This window comes from Agrobacterium sp. SOY23 (assembly GCF_027212525.1).
Classification (GTDB): domain Bacteria; phylum Pseudomonadota; class Alphaproteobacteria; order Rhizobiales; family Rhizobiaceae; genus Agrobacterium; species Agrobacterium tumefaciens_I.
The window spans coordinates 692,029-711,411 of record NZ_JAPWDT010000001.1; the positions used below are offsets into that span (position 1 = coordinate 692,029).

A 19,383-nucleotide genomic window follows, 5' to 3' on the forward strand; every position below is an offset into this window, starting at 1 on the left:
TGACGTGATTGATGTAGACGTATCTAGATCAGCAGCCCTTGCCGCCATTCGCCCAGCGCTTGACGTCGGTTGCGATGCGGCCGGAGATGGCTTCGTTCATCATCGGTCCGAAAGCATCGAGCTTTGCCGGGTTACCTTCGGCCTGGATCACCAGCATGGGGCGCGATTCCGGGCTGTGGCGCGGCACGAGCAGGATGCGCGGGCGGCCGGAGAAGGAATTCAGCTCAGGAGCCAGACGATAGGCCTTGAAGGCGGCGTCGCCCGATTTGAACCAGCAGGCATTCGCACCGAGCGCGATGCGCTCCATGGTGGGCAATGCCGCGCGGGAGAAGGAGGCGGTCGGCTGCGGTTTCGGCTGGCAGGCGGCGAGCGCAGCCGCAGCAAAGATCAAGCCGGTGGCTTTATAGGCATTGTGTCGAAGAAGGCGAGGCATCAGGTCATCCAGAAGAGAAGCCGAAACGGTGCCGGAAGCCGGCATCAAAAAAGGCGGGCTTGAAGCCCGCCCGGTCTATCAGGCTGCGATGACGCCGAGCGCCGAAGCGAAGAGGCCACGGCCGTCATTACCGCCATGGGCGGCTTCGATGAGGTTTTCCGGATGCGGCATCATGCCGAGAACGTTGCCCTTGGCGTTGATGACGCCGGCAATGTCGTTCAGCGAGCCGTTGGGATTGGTGCCTTCGGCATAACGGAACACCACCTGGCCGTTGCCTTCCACGGACTTCAGCTCATCCGTATCGAGGAAATAGTTGCCGTCATGATGGGCGACGGGGCAGCGCAGGATCTGGCCCTTGTCGTAAGCGCGGGTGAAATCGGTGTCGTTGTTGGCGACTTCGAGCTTCACTTCGCGGCAGACGAATTTCAGCGAGGCATTGCGCATCAGGGCACCCGGCAGCATGCCGGCTTCAACCAGAATCTGGAAGCCGTTGCAGACGCCGAGAACCTTGACGCCCTTTTCGGCCTTTTCGCGGATGGCCTGCATGACCGGCATGCGGGCGGCGATGGCGCCGCAACGCAGATAGTCGCCATAGGAGAAGCCACCCGGGATGACGATCAGGTCGACGTCGGGAATATCCGTTTCCGTCTGCCAGATGGTGACGGGCGCGCTTCCGGAGATTTTCGTCAGCGCCGCGATCATGTCGCGGTCGCGGTTGAGGCCGGGAAGTTGGACGACAGCGGATTTCATGGGCGCGGCTCCTGCGGCTTTAGAGGATGGCGATTGCGTAGTTTTCGATGACCGTATTGGCCAGCAGCTTTTCGCACATTGCCTTCAGGTCGGTTTCGGCCTTGGCCTTGTCGGCGCCTTCCAGCTCCAGATCGAAGACCTTGCCCTGGCGGACGTGGCCGACGCCATCAAAACCGAGGCTGCCGAGCGCGCCTTCGATTGCCTTGCCCTGCGGATCGAGAACGCCGTTCTTCAGCGTAACAGTCACCCGTGCCTTGATCACCTGATCTTCTCCTGATTTTACCCTACGAGGCCAATATTACTTCACGAGGCCGATATTACTTCACCAGAACAGGGCCGGTGCCGCGGATCGGTTCGTTTTCATTGATGATGCCGAGACGGCGCGCCACTTCGGAATAGGCTTCCAGAAGCCCGCCCATATCGCGGCGGAACAGGTCCTTGTCCATCTTTTTCTGGGTCTCGATGTCCCACAGACGGCAGCTGTCGGGCGAAATCTCGTCGGCGAGGATGATGCGCATCATGTCGCCTTCGAAAAGCCGGCCGCATTCGATCTTGAAGTCGACGAGCTGGATGCCGACGCCGAGAAAGAGGCCGGACAGGAAGTCGTTGACGCGGATGGCAAGCGCCATGATGTCATCAAGCTCGGCGGGGTTTGCCCAGCCGAAGGCCGTGATGTGCTCTTCGGAGACCATCGGGTCTTCCAGCTCATCCGACTTGTAATAGAACTCGATGATCGAACGCGGCAGCACCACGCCTTCCTCGATGCCGAGGCGCTTGGAGAGCGAGCCGGCGGCGACATTGCGCACGACGATCTCGAGCGGGATCATCTCCACTTCCTTGATCAGCTGCTCGCGCATGTTGAGGCGGCGGATGAAGTGGGTGGGAATACCGATCTTGTTCAGATGCGTGAAGACATATTCGCAGATGCGGTTGTTCAGCACACCCTTACCGTCGATGACTTCGTGCTTCTTCTTGTTGAAGGCGGTCGCATCGTCCTTGAAGAACTGGATAAGCGTGCCTGGCTCCGGACCCTCGTAGAGGATCTTGGCCTTGCCTTCGTAAATACGGCGGCGACGGTTCATAATTGCAGGTCTCTTGGTTGACGCCGATTCTGGTGGCGTTGCGTTTGGTCTTTGAAGCGGTCCCATAAAGGAAAAGAGTGCATTCTACAATGCGGCTGGCATATTTCCCTTCAATTCTTGTGACAGGCCGGGGAAACCGCCGCGCCCGGAAAATCAGCTTTCCGGGCTGATCGAAGGGGAGGCGGTCCACACGGCTACCGCTGTCAGGGCTCGACTGCCTTCAGCCGGCTCAAAAACTGGGCGAAGACCATACCGCCTTCCGGCCACGGACCATGGCCGGACTCGGTGTTGATATGGCCAGACATGCCGGCGTCGATCAGCAGCGAACCCCAGGCAGCGGCGATGTCATCGGCATGTTCATAGGAGCCGAAAGGATCGTTCCGGCTGGCGATGGTGATCGCCGGGAAAGGCAGCGGATCACGCGGGTAAGGCCCGAAGGTCATCAGGTGCTTGGGCCGGATATCGGGATTGGCGACATCGGGCGGCGCGACGAAAAGCGCGCCGGACACCTTCTTGCCGATTTCCGGCAGCGCGTGGATGACGGTCGGCACGCCGAGCGAATGGGCGACAAGGACGATGGGCTTGGTGGAGGCATTGACCTCTTCCACCAGCCGGGCGACCCAATCTTCCTTCACCGGCTTCGACCATTCCGCCTGCTCGACACGGCGGGCGGTGGAAAGCTTGCGCTCCCAGCGGCTCTGCCAGTGGTCGGGGCCGGAATTGGTGTAACCGGGGACGATCAGGATATCTGCTTCTGAAACTTTCATGCGCCCATATCTGTGTTGTGATGCCGCCGCGATCAAGGCCGCGGCGGCATTAACTTCAAGGAGTTCTCTCAGGCGTTGCCGAAGACGCGGTTGAAGATCGTGTCGACATGCTTGGTGTGGTAACCGAGGTCGAACTTCTCGCGGATCGTCTCTTCGGACAAGGCAGCGCGCACTTCCTCGTCGCCCAGCAGTTCTTCGAGGAAGTCCGCACCCTGTTCCCAGACCTTCATGGCGTTGCGCTGTACCAGGCGGTAAGCGTCCTCGCGGGAAACGCCGGCCTGCGTCAGGGCCAGAAGAACGCGCTGCGAATGCACGAGGCCGCGGAACTTGTTCATGTTCTTCAGCATGTTGTCCGGGTAGATCACCAGCTTTTCGATGACGCCGGCCAGACGGTTCAATGCGAAATCTAGGGTAACCGTGGTGTCGGGGCCGATGGCGCGCTCCACGGAGGAGTGGCTGATATCGCGCTCGTGCCAGAGCGCCACGTTTTCCATGGCGGGCACGACCGACATGCGCACCAGACGGGCAAGGCCGGTCAGGTTTTCGGTCAGAACCGGGTTGCGCTTGTGCGGCATTGCCGACGAGCCCTTCTGGCCGGGAGAGAAGAACTCTTCCGCTTCCAGAACCTCGGTGCGCTGCATGTGGCGAATTTCGATGGCGACGTTTTCGATCGACGAGGCGATGACGCCGAGGGTTGCGAAGAACATGGCGTGGCGGTCACGCGGGATGACCTGGGTGGAGACCGGCTCGGGGATGAGGCCAAGCTTGGCGCAGACATGTTCCTCGACGCGCGGGTCGATATTGGCGAAGGTGCCGACGGCGCCGGAGATCGCACCCGTGGCGATTTCGGCGCGGGCATTGACGAGGCGCTCGCGGTTGCGGTGCATCTCGGCATAGAAGCGGGCGAAGGTCAGGCCCATGGTGGTCGGCTCGGCGTGGATGCCATGGCTGCGGCCGATGCGCACCGTGTTCTTGTGCTCGAAGGCGCGGGTCTTGAGAGCCGTCAACACCCGGTCCATATCGGCGAGCAGCAGATCGGCGGCACGGACGAGCTGGATGTTGAGCGTGGTGTCCAGCACGTCGGACGAGGTCATGCCCTGATGCACGAAACGGCTGTCGGGGCCGACAAATTCGGCAAGATGGGTGAGGAAGGCAATGACGTCGTGCTTGGTCACGGCCTCGATTTCGTCGATGCGGGCGACGTCGAAAGTGGCGCTGCCACCCTTTTCCCAGATGGTCTGGGCCGCGGACTTCGGAATGACACCGAGCTCGGCCAGCGCGTCACAGGCATATGCCTCGATCTCGAACCAGATGCGGAACTTTGTTTCCGGCGACCAGATGGCGACCATTTCCGGTCGGGAGTAACGAGGGATCATGGCAATGACTTTCTTAGTGGAGGAATTTTGCTGCCCGTTTAGCAAAGTGTTCCGGTAATCTCAATCTATCAAGCTGCATGGCTATGTCGCTCGCTGCGCACGCCGGCAGAGGATTGCGCCCGCAGGCAGGAGCGGAACGGCGGCAAAGGGAAAATACAGCCCTAGGCCAAGAATTGCGAACTGATAGATCGCGCCGAGCGAGGTGAAGAGCTGCTGGAAGAACCAGATGCGGGAAAAGGCCGGCGCATGCCACTGCGCATAAAAGATGCGGTACTGGAACGCGAAAAACGCCGCCGCGACCGCTATGGTGAAGATGGCGATGGCCGCACAGCTTGCCGCAAAGCGCAGCGGCAGGGCCGAGGAGGCGGGTAGCAGATGCAACGCCGCCGTGGCCAGCGGCCAGCCCAACAGGCCGCCGCAGAAGAACAGTGCGATTATCTCGGCGGCATGGTCGGTCTCCAGCCGGTTCCTGAGATAAAGGCCAAGCAAGGCGGTGGCCGCCGAACAGCTTGCCCAGACGAACGAGGCGAGAAGGGGAAACAGCGCTTTCGAGATTGCGTTGCGGAAACCCTGCCTGTCGCTGTCCATCAAGCCCCCGCCTTCAAGCGCCCGTCGTAATACTTCCGGCGTTGCCGCCTTTTCGGCTACGACCTTGCGGTTTCCGCTGCCGCGCGCAGCAGCGAAACCGTCTTGCGATAGTCTTCGACGCCATCGCCCTTGAAGACGGCTGAACCTGCCACCAGCGCATTGGCGCCGGCAGCGATGATCGCGCCGGCGGTTTCCGCCGTCACACCGCCATCCACTTCCAGTTCGATCGGCCGGTTTCCGATCATCGCCTTTGCGGCGCGGATCTTGTCCAGCATGGCCGGAATGAACTTCTGTCCGCCGAAACCGGGATTGACGCTCATGATCAGCACGAGATCGACATCATCCAGCACGTTTTCGATGACGGAAAGCGGGGTCGCGGGGTTGAGGGTCACGCCGGCCTTCCTGCCGAGCGTGCGGATGGTCTGGAGCGAGCGATGCAGGTGAGGCCCGGCCTCCGCATGCACGGTAATCCCGTCGCAGCCCGCCTTGGCAAAGGCTTCGAGATAGGAATCGACAGGGGTGATCATCAGGTGACAATCGAAAAAGGCATTGCTGTGCGGGCGAAGCGCCTTGATGACATCCGGCCCGAAGGAAATATTGGGCACAAAATGCCCGTCCATGACATCGAGATGAATCCAGTCGGCGCCTGCTTCCGTGACATCGGCGACTTCCTGTCCCAGCTTGGCGAAATTGGCAGCCAGAATGGACGGGGCTATGCGGATGGGCAGGGACATGGGGCAAACTCCTCTCGACGCGTTGCGTAAGCTGCCTTTAACATCAAGTATCGGGGTTTGAAACGGCTGGCAGCGCGGTTGCCGGTGGTTTTCAGCCGTGCTTCAGCGAATTTCCGGCAAGGTCGGCCGGACCTATTGCCTTTCGGCCTTCTCCACCGGCTCGAAACGCTGGCCGTTCCAGCGCTGCAGGCGGTAGGGATTGTCCGATAGCTCATGTGAGGGATTGAAGCCGAGATCGCCGATCACGGTTTTGAAGACGGTGCCGCCCGTCAATATTTCGGGCGCAGGTTTCGACTGTGCCTGTACCGCTTCCGCAAGTGCTGCGGTGAGTTCCGTTGCCGCATAGGCCGGCAGGACATAGCCTTCGGGCTCGATGCCGGCGGCGCGCAGTTCACCGGCGGCGGCCTGGGCCGAGGGCAGGGTATCAAAGGCAGGGCGGGTGACCGCCAGCACATTCGCGGCCAAAGGGACGGGATTGTTGGCCGCATTCATGGCGTCGCCGCCCATGACCGTCAGGGCAAGGTTTTCGGAGCCGGCGTCTCTGGCGATGATGGCGACGTCGTTGCGTTCGGCGCCGACGAAGACATGCGTGATGCCGGTTCGCGCCAGCCGGCGCACAAGCGCCACCTGCTGCTCCTGATTGGGGCGCATCGTATCGGCAAAGGTGGGTTTGAGGCCGTTTTCCTCCAGTGCCGAGCGGATGCGGTCGACCAGTTCGCGGCTGTAGATCGTGCCGTCATCCACCAGCCCGATGGAATGTCCCTTCCAGTCGCGCAGGATGATTTCGGCGATCCTGTCCGATTCTGCCCGGTCGGACGGGGCAAGCCGGAAAAGCGGCCAGCCATATTTCAGTGCGTCTTCCATGAGAATCGGCGCACGGCTGGAAAGCGTGATCGCCGGAATGGCGGCCGCCTTCAGCGGCGGCAGAACACCCTGAAGTGTTTCCGTGCACAAAAAACCGATTGCGGCGCTGACCTTCGCGGCTGCCAGCCCATCGGCGATCGCGCCGCCGCTGCCATCTTCGCAGCTTTCATGGATTTCCACGACATCCAGGCCAAGCTTGGCAGCCGCCGCCTTCGCGCCCTGCCGCACCTGCTGGCCCAACAGTTCGTAAGGGCCGTTCTGCGGGGCAACAATGCCGATCGACGCCGCGCTTGCTGAGCCCGCAAAGGCAAAACCGGCGATGATCGTTAGCAGGCGAAGTGAAAGCATGACGTGAGCGAAATCCTGTTGTCCCGGCTTGATGTTTATCGGCAACAACCGGTTTTCCAAAGGAAAAATACGTGCGCGTCACTGACATTCCTGCAAAACCACCACATTGCCCACGTGCCGGCATTGCTTTTGAGGATCAGCTTGCCGATCTTTTGCTCGTTTCAGGGCTTGCGCGTTTTGAGCGCAGCTCCTCCCCAAGACTTTGCTCCACCCATGGTAACTGGGACATGAGATCGTTCCATTCGAAGGAGGGGCCGGCGCGGCTGGTCAGATTGTTGTGCCATCTGGTCAGTTCCGCGAAGCGCTGATCGTCGGTTATCCTGACTTCGTGGTCGCGATAAACTTTGTTTATCAGTCTTCCGAGTGTTTCATGTGGTGGATTATTATTTTTTTGCACGCGATTGATTATATCAAAGTTGTAAGTGCGTTAATTCATGGATTCCACACTGCGACGGAATTTATGTCCGTATAATCTCCGCTGGTTGTTCGGGAACTGTTTCACTTCGGGAAATTTGGTGAGACTGGCGTTCATGTTGCTTGATGGATCGCTTTTTTAAGGGCGTCAATTTTAAGTTGTTTTTGCCCGTCACGAATGAAGAGGACCGTTGTCGTTGATTTTCAACGGAACTTTAAGCGTCCGTCTCTCTCGTCGCGGGGAAGAATTCAGCGCGGCTGAATTACTGTATTGCTTTATAAAACTATTATATTTGTGGAGTAGAGATACAATTTGGAGAGTGCGCGCTATTTATTGTGCCCTTTAGAGTGCAGCCCACAAAAATGCACATTTTATTTCCACTTCCCTAACTTGCTGATATATATTCGAAATATATAAAGCTTCCCATTAGAGGCATGTTTTTTCTCGTGGTTTTTTCGCAATTGCGAGAAGATTTGCTTGACGGAAAGTAAATGATTGGCTTAGATATAAGTGTTTCAGGGGACGACTGAAATTGGCTGTAACAGGCCTCGGAAGGTGTTCCGGTATAAGCACTGCCAGACTATATTGCATTCTATATTCTATTTTTTTCATTACGTATAAACCGCTTCGGGAAACTGGGGCGGTTTTTTATATAGAGCTAATTTAAGCAATTTAAAATTGAATTTGAGAAGCCTCCGGCAAAGACGTTCCATCATTTTTATATTTACAGAAAAGATATCGCGCGGAGAGGGCGGGTGTGACGCCGGCATATATGCGCGCGTAACCGTTTGAAAACACCGCCGGCTGCCCTTTTCCCGGCAGGCGAGCCGCTCGGTTTCCTGTTCGGCTTTATTTCAGGGCGGCGAGGGCGTCTTTCGCAAAGGCGGAGATCGGTTCCGGGAGTTTATCCAGATCGAACCAGCCGATGGCGGAAAGCTTGTCCGGTTCGGTCAGGGCAGGTTCGCCCTCTGTGTCACGGGTGACGAAGATCAGCGAGACCCAATGGTGCCGGTCTTCCGGATCGATAAATTCGCTGTGGCAGAGAAATTCGACGTCGCCGATCGTGAGGCCGGTTTCTTCCTCGGCCTCCCGACGCGCTGCGGCGAGGCAGGTTTCAAGGTGATCGACCTTGCCACCGGGAATGTTCCAGTATCCGGCTTCCGGCGCCTTCAAGCGCCGGCATAAAAGCAGGCGGCCTTCGCGCAATATGACAAGACCCACGCCAACGCCCGGAAAATCCAGGCCTGGTTTGATGGTCGATGTCATGCTGTCCATTGCGCTGGTCAGGCCTTGGCGTTGGCCACGATCAGCATGAAGGCGGGAATGTCGTCGCCGAAACCAACCGGTGTCGGGCCGTCATCATGGTCGCGATAGTGGCGGCGGCGGTCACGGTTGTCATCGTTGGCATGCAGCGGGTTGCGGCTGTTGCGCTCGGAATTGCGCGGGGTCTTTTCCGGTTTGCGTTCTGCTTTCACCTTGTCGTCTCCCTGAGCCGCGATGTCCGTGTCCGCAGCGGATTGTGCACCCTGATTGATGGTTTCGACCGGCGCTGCGTCGCGACGGTTGCGGTCGCGGCCTCTGCCGCCCCGTTCCTTGCCCCGGCGGCCGGAACTGCTTTCGAAGCTTTCCATAGGCGCGGGAAGGGTGGAGAGATCACCGTTCAGCCACTCGATCTTTTCGCCGATCAGCTTTTCGATCGCGTCGAGATATTTCGTGTCGCTTCTGGTGACGATGGTGAATGCCTTGCCCGAGCGCCCGGCACGGCCGGTGCGGCCGATGCGGTGGACATAGTCTTCCGAATGAATGGGAATATCGAAGTTGAAGACATGGCTGACATCCGGGATGTCCAGGCCGCGTGCGGCAACGTCGGAGGCGACGAGCAGCTTCAGATTGCCGTCCTTGAAGTTCTGCAGCATCGTGGTGCGCGAACGCTGGTCCATGTCGCCATGCAGCGCGCCGACGGAAAAACCGTGGCGGTCGAGCGAGCGGAACAGGTCCGCCACATCCTTCTTGCGGTTGCAGAAGATGATGGCGTTCTTCAGTTCGGCCTCTTCGGCGCGGACGAGATCGCGCAGCACGGCGCGCTTCTCATAATCCTTGGCATGCGCGGCGACGATGCGCTGGGCAACGGTCTTGGCCGTGGAGGAAGGCTTGGCAACCTCGACACGAACGGGGTTCTGCAGGAAGCGGTCAGCCAGCTTCTGGATTTCCGTCGGCATGGTGGCCGAGAAGAACAGCGTCTGCCGGGTGAAGGGGATCATCTTGGCGATACGTTCGATATCGGGAATGAAGCCCATGTCGAGCATGCGGTCTGCTTCGTCGATGACGAGGATTTCAACGCCGGTCATCAGCAGCTTGCCGCGCTCGCAATGATCGAGAAGGCGGCCGGGTGTGCAGATCAGCACATCGGCGCCGCGCTCGAGCTTGCGGTCCTGGTCCTCGAAGGAAACGCCGCCGATGAGGAGGGCGACGTTCAGCTTGTGATTCTTGCCGTATTTCTCGAAGTTCTCCGCCACCTGTGCCGCAAGCTCGCGGGTCGGCTCGAGGATCAGGGTGCGCGGCATTCTGGCGCGCGCACGGCCCTTTTCGAGCAGCGTCAGCATCGGCAGAACGAAGGACGCGGTTTTGCCCGTGCCGGTCTGTGCGATACCGCAGATATCACGCTTTTCCAGCGCCGGCGGAATGGCGCCAGCCTGAATGGGTGTCGGCGTCGTGTAGCCGGCATCTGCAATAGCGGAAAGAACTTTTTGGCTCAGGCCAAGATCAGAGAATGTTGTCAAAGGAAGAACTTTTTCCGTTCTGGTTCGGTAAGAACACCTGCGTGCCGCTACGGCACTTGCAAAGACTTGGCGCGGGGATAGGCCCAAATTGCCGGAAAGTCAAGGAAACAACGGGAAAAGCGCACGAAACGTGATGCTTCGCGCGGGGCTTTTGAGCCTTGGGCGTGGATTTGTGCGATTTATCGTTAAAAGAGCAAAAGAAGCGTTAAAATCAGGCTGCTATTTCAGATAGGTTTTCAGCTCCGCCCCGGCGATCAGGAACCGCATGGGATCGACCGGCGTATCGTTGCGTCGCACTTCGTAATGTACGTGCGGACCGGTGGAGCGGCCGGTGCTGCCGGCACGGCCGATAATATCGCCGGCTTCGACCCTGTCGCCAGTCCGGACGAGGATGGCGGAGAGGTGGCCGAATCGGGTGGAGACGCCCTGGCCGTGGTCGATCTCGACCATATTGCCGTAACCGCCCGAGTTTTCCGCCACCGTCACCCTGCCGGCGCCGGTGGACTTGACGTCCGCACCGGTTTCGGCGCGAAAATCGATGCCGGTATGCAGAGCGGGACGCCCGAGAAACGGATCCATCCGGTTGCCGAATCGGCTGGTGATCGCCCGGCCGGGGGCAGGGTTCCCGAAGGGCAGGGCGGTCGCGCTTTCCTTGACGACATCAAGCCGGTTCAGCGCATTGTCGAGATTGGTGAGCGACAGGTTGAACGGATCGGTTTCGCCGCGCTCAGGGGCGGCGTAGGGCCCGCCGACATCCTCGGTGCCGTTTTCCTCGATCTTCAGGCCCGCCTGCCGGATGATGTCCTGCATGGCGCTTGCCTTGTCTTCGGCGTCGCTGGTCAGCTTGGCGATGCGCGATATCTGCTGGCGTTCGATATCCTTCAGCGACAATGTAACCTTGGAGAAAACCCGGTCTGCGCGGTCCGAAGGTGTTTCGCCGGATTCGGGCACATAGGCGGCCCGTCGGTCTGCTGCTGCTTTTTCCGCCTGCGGCTTCGGTGCCATTAGCTTTTCAATGGCGGAAAGGCCGCCGGAAATATCCGCGCGTTTTTCCGGAACCATGGCGTTCGAAAGCGAGGAGGGCGCAACCGGGGCGGTGGCCGCGATGCCGGAATTTTCGGCGCGCTCCAGAAGCTCGCTCATGCGCCCGTGGCGCGAGGTGAGCGCGGCTTGCTGTTCCAGCAGTTTTTCCACTTTCTTTTCAACGACCTGCTGATCGAGCAACTGCCGGGAGGTGACGCGGTCCACCTGGGCTCTGAGCGCGGCGATGCGATCTTCATAGTCGTTCTGCATGCGCGTCTGGCGCGCCATGGTCGCGCCGATGAGGTCGTCGCGCAGGATGAGATAGCCGGTGGCGCCGAGATAACCGAGCGAAAACAGGCCGATGGTGCAGCCGGCAAGCGCCGCCATCCATGGCCGGATGGTCACATGCCGCACGCTTTCGCCGCGCGCGAGAATGAGCATGTGCGGCTCACGCTTTTTGCCGAATACCCGGTTTTCCGCCGTATCAGTCACAATCTCTCTCCGGACTGGCCGATTTCTTATGGGAAATCATAATTCGTTAAGGTTAACGAAGTTTTGCCGGAGATGCGTAGCGGTGGTGGTCAGCTATGGCTGACGGATGTGAGTGACCGATAGAACGAGGGCGTCAGGCCGGCTTCGGCGCGGGCAAGGTCGTTGAAGGGCGGTTTCAGCGGGCCACGGAAATTGGCGCGTACCAGTTGCCTGAAGGTTGCGGCCGGGTCTTTCTTTTCACGCGCGCAGAGGAACCGGAACCATTTGGCGCCGATGGCGACATGGCCCTTTTCGTCATTATAGATGACATCGAGAACCGCGGCACTTTCGAGGTCGCCGGTCTCGCGCATCTTGGCCTGCAAAGAAGGGGTAACGTCCAGCCCGCGCGCCTCCAGAATGAGCGGCACGACGGCGAGCCGTGCGGTCAGATCGTTGCGGGTGGAATGCGCCGCCTGCCACAGCCCGTCATGGGCGGGCAGGTCGCCATAGTCGGCGCCGAGGCTGCGCAGCCGGTCCCGCACCAGCCGGAAATGTTTCGCTTCCTCGAAGGCGACCTGCATCCAGCCGTCAAAAAAGGAATGCGGCACCGGCTCACTGGCATAACGGGCGACGATGTCGAGCGCGAGATCGACGGCATTGAGTTCGATATGGGCGATGGCATGCAGCAGCGCGATGCGGCCCCTGACGCTGTGAAGGGAGCGGCGCTCCACCGCGGTCGGCGGAACGAGTTCGGGCTTCTCCGGCCTGCCCGGCCGCTCGGGCAGGGGCGGATCGAGCGGTGAGCGCAGCGACAGGCGGCGCTCGAACCAGCGCGTCGCGGTTTCCTGCGCCAAAGCGGTTTTCCTGTCGAGATCCGCACTGGCGATGGCTTCCGTCGCGCCGCCGCGCAGGGACATGATCTTGAACGGGGGCGTCACCACGGGTCCGTCCTTCAGAGGTTCCTTGCGGCCTCGAGAACGGCCTGCGCATGGCCCGCGACCTTTACCTTGTTCCAGATTTCCGCGATTTTTCCATCGCGCCCGATAAGGAAGGTGGTGCGTTCCACGCCCATATATTTCCGACCATACATGCTTTTTTCCTTCCAGACGCCATAGGCTTCCAGAACCTTTTTATCCTCATCGGAGGCCAGCATGACGGAGAGCGCGTGTTTTGCCGCAAACTTGTCGTGGCTTTTGACGCTGTCGGGTGAAATGCCGATGACGACGGCGCTTGCGGCCTCGAATTCGCCACCGAGCGCGCTGAAATCGATCGCTTCGGCGGTGCAGCCGGAAGTATCGTCCTTCGGATAAAAATAGAGGATGACGGCCTTGCCTTGAAGTTTGGACAGTGTCACCGTCCCTTCACCGTTGCGGGGCAAAGTAAAATCGGGAGCCGGGCCACCAATCGTCAAGTCTGTCATAATCTACCTTTCTTTCGCCGGGATGTTGAGGGAAAGTCGCCACATTCGATATATAGCGAAACCGCGCGTCGTTCAGATCACGATTCAGATTTCAGGCAAATAGGGCCTGAAATCTGAATCGTGATCTGAATTAGAGAACTAGAGCGGGATTCCGGACGAAAACCGCTTACACTTTTCGCCATCCCGCTCCGGTGTTGCGGCGAAACAAGAGCTATCCAGGGGCAAACACGGGCGTATGGCTGAAATACGGGGTGAAAAGGTTACGTTCGGCAGGCGCGATATCATTGCGCTGCACGAGCTTCCTTCGGCGCAGGCGGAAGATCCCATCATCGTGCATTGCCCGCCGCCGCGTTCCATGGCGCGCGCTTTCTGTAAGATTTTCGCGGCACTTTTTGTGCTGGCCTTCCTCTCCATCGGCGGCATCATTCTGTCCGTCGAGACCGGCTCCATCGACAGGACATTGTCCAGCCAGGCGCAGCAGGCGCTTGAGCGGGCGCTTGGCCCGCACTACAGCGCGCGCATCGGTTCCTCGGCGATCCGCTTCTCCACCGGGCTGCGGCTGGCGCTGGTGGCCGAGGATGTGGATATCATCGAGAAGGAATCCGGCCAGCATCTGAGCCGGGCACGGGCGATCGGCATGGCGCTCGATCCGCTTGCGCTTCTGGCCGGCCGTGTCTCGGTGGAAAGCGTCGAAGCCGATGGCATGGAACTGGATACGGCGCTGCTGCCGAAGGGTAACGGCTTCGATCTCACCAGCATCAAGCTCGACGCCGTGCCGCAGCAATTGCAGGAGGCTTTCGGGCAGCTGGACAAGCTCGCTCAGGCCTTTTTGAGCAGCGGCACCGAGGAAATCGATATTTCCAGCGTTTCCATTCACCTGCCGCCGAGCGAGCTTGGAAAGCCGCGCACCATTGAGGTGCGGGAACTGTCGCTGACACCCGACCAGCAGGGTGGATATTCGCTGGACGGCGAGACGATGTTTAACGGTGAAGTCGCCAGCGTGGCGCTTCAGACATCGGGATCGGGTGGCAGGATCGACGGTTTTCAGGCCCGTATCGATGGTTTCGATATCGGTCCGTTTCTGGAGAAATACGATCCCGACGGAAATCTCCATGAGGGGCTGAACGTCAAGACGGGTATGAATATTGTCGCCCGGCGCGCCACGGAAGGGCAGGAGCCCAGGCTGGACGTCTCGGTCGGCATGGGCAACGGAACGCTTCTTATCGGCGGCGAGGCCCAGACCTTCACCTCCGGCACCGTCAATGCCCGTTACGACTTTGCAAAAAGCACCGTGGTCATCGACAATTCGCGCGTGGAACTCGGGCGGACGATCATTCCGGTCGCCGGTGAAATCAGCGATACGGACGATGGATTCGGCCTTTCGCTCAGAATAGACAATGGGATCGCGTCCTCCGAAGCCTCGGGCGAGGCGCCGGTTCCCTTCAGCCTGAAGGCGGACGGGCATTTTGCGGCAGCCACGAAGCAGCTCGATGTTCCCTCGCTGTATGTCAGCGGCCCGCTCGGAGACATGGCGGGATCGCTGAAGATCCGGTTTGGCCAGGGCTCGCCGGAAATCAGCTTCGGCGGTCAGATTCCGAAGATGGAGGCGACGGCGGTCAAGCAGCTCTGGCCGTTCTGGATGGCCCACAAGCCGCGCGACTGGGTGGTGTCAAATCTCTACGGCGGCACCATCACCAATGGCTCGATCGCGATCTTCATCCCGCAGGGGCGGATGTGCGGCCCCGGCTGCCCGCTGGTGCTTGGTGAAAGCGAAATGCAGATCCGCTTCGATATCGACGATACGCGCCTCAACACCACCGGCGACATTCCGCCGCTGCGCGATGTCGATGCGCATTTCGACCTCGTCGGCGGCAGGATGGCCGTCGATATCAAGCGGGCGACATCCTATTTTCCCTCCAACCGCTCGCTTTCGCTTGAAAACAGCCGTTTCCTCATTTCTGCCGTTTACGAGAAGCCGCTGCTTGGAAATCTGGAGCTGAACGTATCGGGTTCGGCCGATGCCGTGGCGGAGCTTGCAACGCTCAATCCCATCAACGCGCTGAAGGACACCCAGTTCAAGCCGGAAGATTTCACCGGCGACGTCAAGGTCAATGCGAAACTGACCGTCGGCCTGCTCTCCAGCCACAAGCCACCGCCGCCAGTGTGGACGGCCGATCTCGACCTGAAGAACCTGTCGCTGACGAAGCCTTTCGCCGGCCACAAGGTGACCGCGCTTGACGGTTTCATGACGCTGAACGACCACCAGCTCAAGCTGGAAGGCAAGGGCCGTGTGGACGATGTGCCGATGGACATCGTGATGACGGAACCGGTGCGCAAGAACAGCGATGTTGCTCCCACCCTGTCCCTGAAGGCCACCCTGAACGAGACGCAGGTCGCCAAGCTTGCGCCTGAACTGTCCTCCGTGCTGGGCGGTACGACGGTGCTGGAGATCAATGGCGCGGATCCGAAACGCCAGGACATCCGGCTCGATCTCGCCAAGGCATCGATCGTCCTGCCGGGGCTTGGCTGGAGCAAGGGCGTCGGCATTCCGGCCAAGGCCGCCTTCACCTTGGAAACCGCCGATGGCCGCACGACGATCAGCGATTTTTCCCTGGACGGCGACGGTTTCGGCGCCGCCGGCGATATCGTCTTCAGCAAGAACGGGCTAATTTCAGCCGATCTCGACCGGGTGCAATTGTCGCCCGCCGATAATTACGCCGTTTCGGTCGCCGCCTCGAAAAACGGCTACACCATCAATGCTTCGGGCAAATCCGCCGATCTTCGGCCGTTCATTTCGAAGCTGCGCAGCCCGTCCAGCGGTGGCGACGGCACATCCCGTTCGCAGCCCACGCTTGCGGTCACCGCGCAATTCGACAAGGTCTACGGGTTCAACGACGAGATTCTTGCCAATGTCAGTGCCGATGTCAGCGTGCGCGATGGCAAAGTCCGGTCGGTCAATGTGCGGGGTGTCACCGGTAACGGCCAGGCGGTCGTGGCGCAGACCACCAATCGCGGGGCGACGGGAACCGTGACGCTGACCAGCAGCGACGCAGGCTCTCTCGCCCGCTTCGCCAATATCTACAGCCGTATCCGTGGCGGCCTGCTCAATCTTGCACTGACGACCGCCAATGGCAGCGACTGGAGCGGCTCGCTCGACCTGCGCAATTTTGCCGTGGTCAACGAAGCGAAGCTGCAGGATATCGTCGCCACGCCGACCGGCGAGGACGGCAGGAGCCTCAACAATGCGGTGCGCCGCAATATCGACGTCAGCTCGGAAAAATTCCAGCGCGGTTTTGCCCGGCTGGTTTATGTCAACGGCTCGGTGGCGGTCGAAAACGGCGTCGTGCGCGGTGAACAGATCGGCGCGACATTCCAGGGGCTCTTGAAGGATCAGAACGGCCGCATGGACATGACCGGCACCTTCATGCCTGCTTATGGGCTGAACCGGCTGTTCGGTGAATTGCCCTTCATCGGCATCTTCCTAGGCAATGGCCGCGACCGCGGCCTGCTCGGTATCACCTTCAAGCTTTCCGGCCAGACGGACCAGCCGAAGCTGACGATCAACCCGCTGTCGCTGATTGCGCCGGGTGTCTTCCGGCAGATTTTCGAGTTCCAATAAAAAGGGCCGCTTGCGCGGCCCTTGATGCGGGTTTGGCGCTGGTTTTACGCCGGGCGAACCAGAACGTGCTTCTTCTTGCCGACCGACAGCTTGATGACGCCATCGCCGGTGACTTCGCCGGTGCCGACGACCTGACGCTCATCGGAAACGCCCTGATCGTTGATCTTCACCGCGCCACCCTGAACGTGGCGGCGGGCCTCGCCATTCGAGCCGGCAAGGCCGGCGCGGACGATGAGGGAAAGAACACCGACGCCGTTTTCCAGTTCGGACGCCGGAACCTCGATGGAGGGCAGGTTTTCGGCAAGCGCGCCTTCTTCGAAGGTCTTGCGCGCCGTTTCCGCTGCCTCTTCCGCCGCTGCGCGGCCATGCAGGATCGCCGTCACTTCGGTGGCGAGGATTTTCTTCGCCTCGTTGATTTCCGATCCGCCAAGGGCGGCGATACGGGCGATCTCATCCATCGGCAGGGTGGTGAACAGCTTGGCGAAGCGAACCACGTCCGCATCTTCCGTGTTGCGCCAGTATTGCCAGAAATCATAGACCGGCAGCAGGTCCTTGTTCAGCCATACGGCGCCCGACGCCGACTTGCCCATCTTCGCACCCGAAGAGGTGGTCAGAAGCGGTGAGGTCAGCGCGTAAAGCTGCGTCGTCCCCATGCGGTGACCGAGGTCGATGCCATTGATGATGTTGCCCCATTGGTCCGAACCGCCCATCTGCAGGCGGCAGCCGGTGCGCTGGTTCAGCTCCACATAGTCGTAGGCCTGCAGGATCATGTAGTTGAATTCGAGGAAGGACAGCGACTGTTCGCGGTCAAGACGCGTCTTCACGCTGTCGAAAGACAACATGCGGTTGACCGAGAAGTGGCGGCCGACATCGCGCAGGAATTCGAGGTAGTTCAGACCACGCAGCCAGTCGGCATTGTTGATCATCAGCGCCGGATTGTTGGCGCGATCGTAATCGAGGTAATTGGCGAAGACGTGTTTGAGCGAGGTGATGTTTTCCTCGATCATGTCGACCGTCATCAGCTTGCGGGCCTCTTCCTTGAAGGAGGGATCACCCACCATGCCGGTGCCGCCGCCCATCAGCGAGATCGGCTGGTGGCCGGTCTTCTGCATCCAGTGCAGCATCATGATCTGGGTGAGGTGGCCGACATGTAAACTGGAAGCCGTCGGGTCATAGCCGATATAGGCGGTCACGGTTTCCTTGGCGAACAGTTCGTCGAGACCTGCCTCATCGGAGATCTGGTGAATGAAGCCGCGCTCATCGAGCGTGCGGAGGAAATCGGACTTGAACCTGGACATAACCTTTTACTTTCTGGTTTGATCTTTTCCGTCATTGAAAGCCAATGAACGCCGGGGCTTTATCATTGTTTTTTGAAATGTGCACCCGTTTCGGCCATGAATATCGGGATTCACGTCATCATGATTCGATATTGCAAGGGAGCGGCGCGTGGGCGAGGTCAAAACGGCAATCGGGCTGATGAGCGGCACATCGATGGACGGCATCGATATTGCGCTTTTGCGCACGGATGGCGAAAGCGTGGTCCGGCACGGGCCGAGCGGTTATTTTCCCTATGATCAGGGCCTGCGCGCCATCTGGCAGAAGGCATTGATCACGGCCAAATCCATCGTCGAAAGGCGCGAACGCCCCGGCGATCTGGGTGAGGCCGAGCGCAAGCTGACGCTTGCCCATGCGGCGGCGGTTAAATCCTTCCTCCATCGCCACAGGCTTCAGCCCGGGGATATCGATGTGATCGGTTTTCACGGTCAGACCGTGCTGCACCGGCCGGATGAGGCGCTGACCGTGCAGATCGGCGACGGGAAGCTGCTCGCCGAAGAGACCGGCATCGACGTGGTTTACGACATGCGCGCCAATGACATGGTGCATGGCGGGCAGGGCGCGCCGCTGATCCCCGCCTATCATATGGCGCTTTCCGCCAACCTGCCTGATGGTTTCGAAACGCCCGCCGTCTTCGTTAATATCGGTGGTATCTCCAACCTGACCTATATCGGCGAGGCGGGACGGCTTGCCGCCTTCGATAGCGGTCCCGGCAATATGCTGATCGACCAGTGGATCGAGGCGCACACCGGCAAGGCCTTCGACAAGGGCGGCAGGACGGCGGCAGGTGGCAGCGTGGTTGCTTCGCTGGTGGAGCGTTATATGGAAAGCCCGTTCTTTTCGGCCAATATCCGCCGCTCGCTCGACCGCAGCGATTTCGTGCCGCCGCAAAAGGGCGAGGCCTCGCTGGCGGATGGCGCGCGGACGCTGGCGCATCTGACGGGTGCGGCGATCCTCAAATCGGCGAGTTATTTGCCGGAGGTGGCAAAGACCTATGTCGTCTGTGGCGGCGGGCGGCTTAACCCGGTGATCATGGCGGAGTTCGCGGGCCTTGCCGCAAAGGTTGGGGCGCGGGTGATCGCGGCCGAAGAGGCGGGTTTCGATGGCGGGGCGATGGAGGCGGAGGCCTGGGCCTATCTGGCCGTGCGCTCGCTGAAGGGGCTGCCGCTGACCTATCCGGGCACGACGGGGGTTAAGGAGCCGGTGACGGGTGGGGTTTTGGTGCGGGCATAGTAGATGAAGGTGGGCTTGGCTCACCCCCTCTGCCCTGCCGGGCATCTCCCCCACAAGGAGGGAGATCAGCCAGATGCCTGCTCTTCGCCTGAGTTGCGAAACTTGAAGTTGGTCGATCGGTTGCCACGATTCGATCTCCCCACCT

General features: G+C 60.2%; 18 protein-coding genes. 3 read left to right on the plus strand and 15 right to left on the minus strand.

Annotated elements, in window-relative coordinates; genetic code table 11:
* Window positions 1-28: 28 nt before the first annotated feature.
* From O3S81_RS03385 to O3S81_RS03425, 9 genes are all read right to left on the minus strand, one after another.
* Window positions 29-478: a hypothetical protein gene (locus tag O3S81_RS03385; protein ID WP_442864856.1), complete on the minus strand. Its 450-nt coding sequence runs from the start codon at window positions 476-478 to the stop codon at window positions 29-31.
* 33 nt (window positions 479-511) lie between these two features.
* Window positions 512-1,183, minus strand: coding sequence for a phosphoribosylformylglycinamidine synthase subunit PurQ (gene purQ / locus O3S81_RS03390; RefSeq protein ID WP_269340971.1), 672 nt, complete (start codon window positions 1,181-1,183; stop codon window positions 512-514).
* Window positions 1,184-1,202: 19 nt separating this feature from the next.
* Window positions 1,203-1,445, minus strand: coding sequence for a phosphoribosylformylglycinamidine synthase subunit PurS (purS, locus tag O3S81_RS03395; protein WP_080790454.1), 243 nt, complete (start codon window positions 1,443-1,445; stop codon window positions 1,203-1,205).
* A 55-nt stretch (window positions 1,446-1,500) separates the two neighbouring features.
* Complete coding sequence (purC, locus tag O3S81_RS03400) at window positions 1,501-2,265, minus strand: phosphoribosylaminoimidazolesuccinocarboxamide synthase (protein ID WP_003495374.1); 765 nt, start codon at window positions 2,263-2,265, stop codon at window positions 1,501-1,503.
* 203 nt (window positions 2,266-2,468) lie between these two features.
* Entirely contained in the window at window positions 2,469-3,032 is a 564-nt protein-coding gene (locus tag O3S81_RS03405; protein WP_269340973.1) for an alpha/beta hydrolase, read from the minus strand.
* 68 nt (window positions 3,033-3,100) lie between these two features.
* Window positions 3,101-4,408, minus strand: a complete 1,308-nt coding sequence (gene purB / locus O3S81_RS03410) for an adenylosuccinate lyase (protein ID WP_269340975.1) — start codon at window positions 4,406-4,408, stop codon at window positions 3,101-3,103.
* Between the two features lie 81 nt (window positions 4,409-4,489).
* Window positions 4,490-4,996: a hypothetical protein gene (locus O3S81_RS03415; protein ID WP_269340977.1), complete on the minus strand. Its 507-nt coding sequence runs from the start codon at window positions 4,994-4,996 to the stop codon at window positions 4,490-4,492.
* Window positions 4,997-5,052: 56 nt separating this feature from the next.
* Window positions 5,053-5,730 (minus strand): ribulose-phosphate 3-epimerase, encoded by a 678-nt coding sequence (rpe, locus tag O3S81_RS03420; RefSeq protein ID WP_269340979.1) that lies wholly within the window; start codon window positions 5,728-5,730, stop codon window positions 5,053-5,055.
* Window positions 5,731-5,862: 132 nt separating this feature from the next.
* Window positions 5,863-6,942: an ABC transporter substrate-binding protein gene (locus O3S81_RS03425; RefSeq protein WP_269340981.1), complete on the minus strand. Its 1,080-nt coding sequence runs from the start codon at window positions 6,940-6,942 to the stop codon at window positions 5,863-5,865.
* Between the two features lie 71 nt (window positions 6,943-7,013).
* Here O3S81_RS03425 and O3S81_RS03430 point away from each other — a divergent pair, with 71 nt between their 5' ends.
* Window positions 7,014-7,250, plus strand: coding sequence for a hypothetical protein (locus O3S81_RS03430; protein ID WP_269340982.1), 237 nt, complete (start codon window positions 7,014-7,016; stop codon window positions 7,248-7,250).
* Between the two features lie 956 nt (window positions 7,251-8,206).
* Here O3S81_RS03430 and O3S81_RS03435 read toward each other — a convergent pair.
* The 5 genes from O3S81_RS03435 to bcp all read right to left on the minus strand — a co-directional run bounded on the left by O3S81_RS03435 (window position 8,207) and on the right by bcp (window position 13,051).
* Window positions 8,207-8,632, minus strand: coding sequence for an NUDIX domain-containing protein (locus O3S81_RS03435; protein WP_269340983.1), 426 nt, complete (start codon window positions 8,630-8,632; stop codon window positions 8,207-8,209).
* Window positions 8,633-8,640: 8 nt separating this feature from the next.
* Entirely contained in the window at window positions 8,641-10,137 is a 1,497-nt protein-coding gene (locus O3S81_RS03440) for a DEAD/DEAH box helicase (protein ID WP_269340985.1), read from the minus strand.
* A 219-nt stretch (window positions 10,138-10,356) separates the two neighbouring features.
* Window positions 10,357-11,652, minus strand: coding sequence for a M23 family metallopeptidase (locus O3S81_RS03445; RefSeq protein WP_269340987.1), 1,296 nt, complete (start codon window positions 11,650-11,652; stop codon window positions 10,357-10,359).
* Window positions 11,653-11,741: 89 nt separating this feature from the next.
* Window positions 11,742-12,569 carry a ferritin-like domain-containing protein gene (locus tag O3S81_RS03450; RefSeq protein ID WP_269341390.1) on the minus strand — a complete coding sequence of 276 codons (828 nt, stop codon included), beginning with the start codon at window positions 12,567-12,569 and terminating at the stop codon, window positions 11,742-11,744.
* A gap of 14 nt (window positions 12,570-12,583) precedes the next feature.
* Window positions 12,584-13,051 (minus strand): thioredoxin-dependent thiol peroxidase, encoded by a 468-nt coding sequence (gene bcp, locus O3S81_RS03455; protein WP_269340989.1) that lies wholly within the window; start codon window positions 13,049-13,051, stop codon window positions 12,584-12,586.
* Window positions 13,052-13,286: 235 nt separating this feature from the next.
* On the opposite strand from bcp, the gene O3S81_RS03460 reads away from it, so the two are divergent.
* Window positions 13,287-16,670: a YhdP family protein gene (locus O3S81_RS03460; RefSeq protein WP_269340991.1), complete on the plus strand. Its 3,384-nt coding sequence runs from the start codon at window positions 13,287-13,289 to the stop codon at window positions 16,668-16,670.
* Between the two features lie 44 nt (window positions 16,671-16,714).
* On the opposite strand, the gene tyrS is transcribed toward O3S81_RS03460, so the two are convergent.
* The gene (tyrS, locus tag O3S81_RS03465; RefSeq protein WP_269340993.1) at window positions 16,715-17,968 is read right to left on the minus strand and encodes a tyrosine--tRNA ligase; all 1,254 of its coding nucleotides are present in this window, start codon (window positions 17,966-17,968) and stop codon (window positions 16,715-16,717) included.
* Window positions 17,969-18,116: 148 nt separating this feature from the next.
* On the opposite strand from tyrS, the gene O3S81_RS03470 reads away from it, so the two are divergent.
* Complete coding sequence (locus O3S81_RS03470; RefSeq protein ID WP_269340995.1) at window positions 18,117-19,238, plus strand: anhydro-N-acetylmuramic acid kinase; 1,122 nt, start codon at window positions 18,117-18,119, stop codon at window positions 19,236-19,238.
* Window positions 19,239-19,383 lie beyond the last annotated feature (145 nt).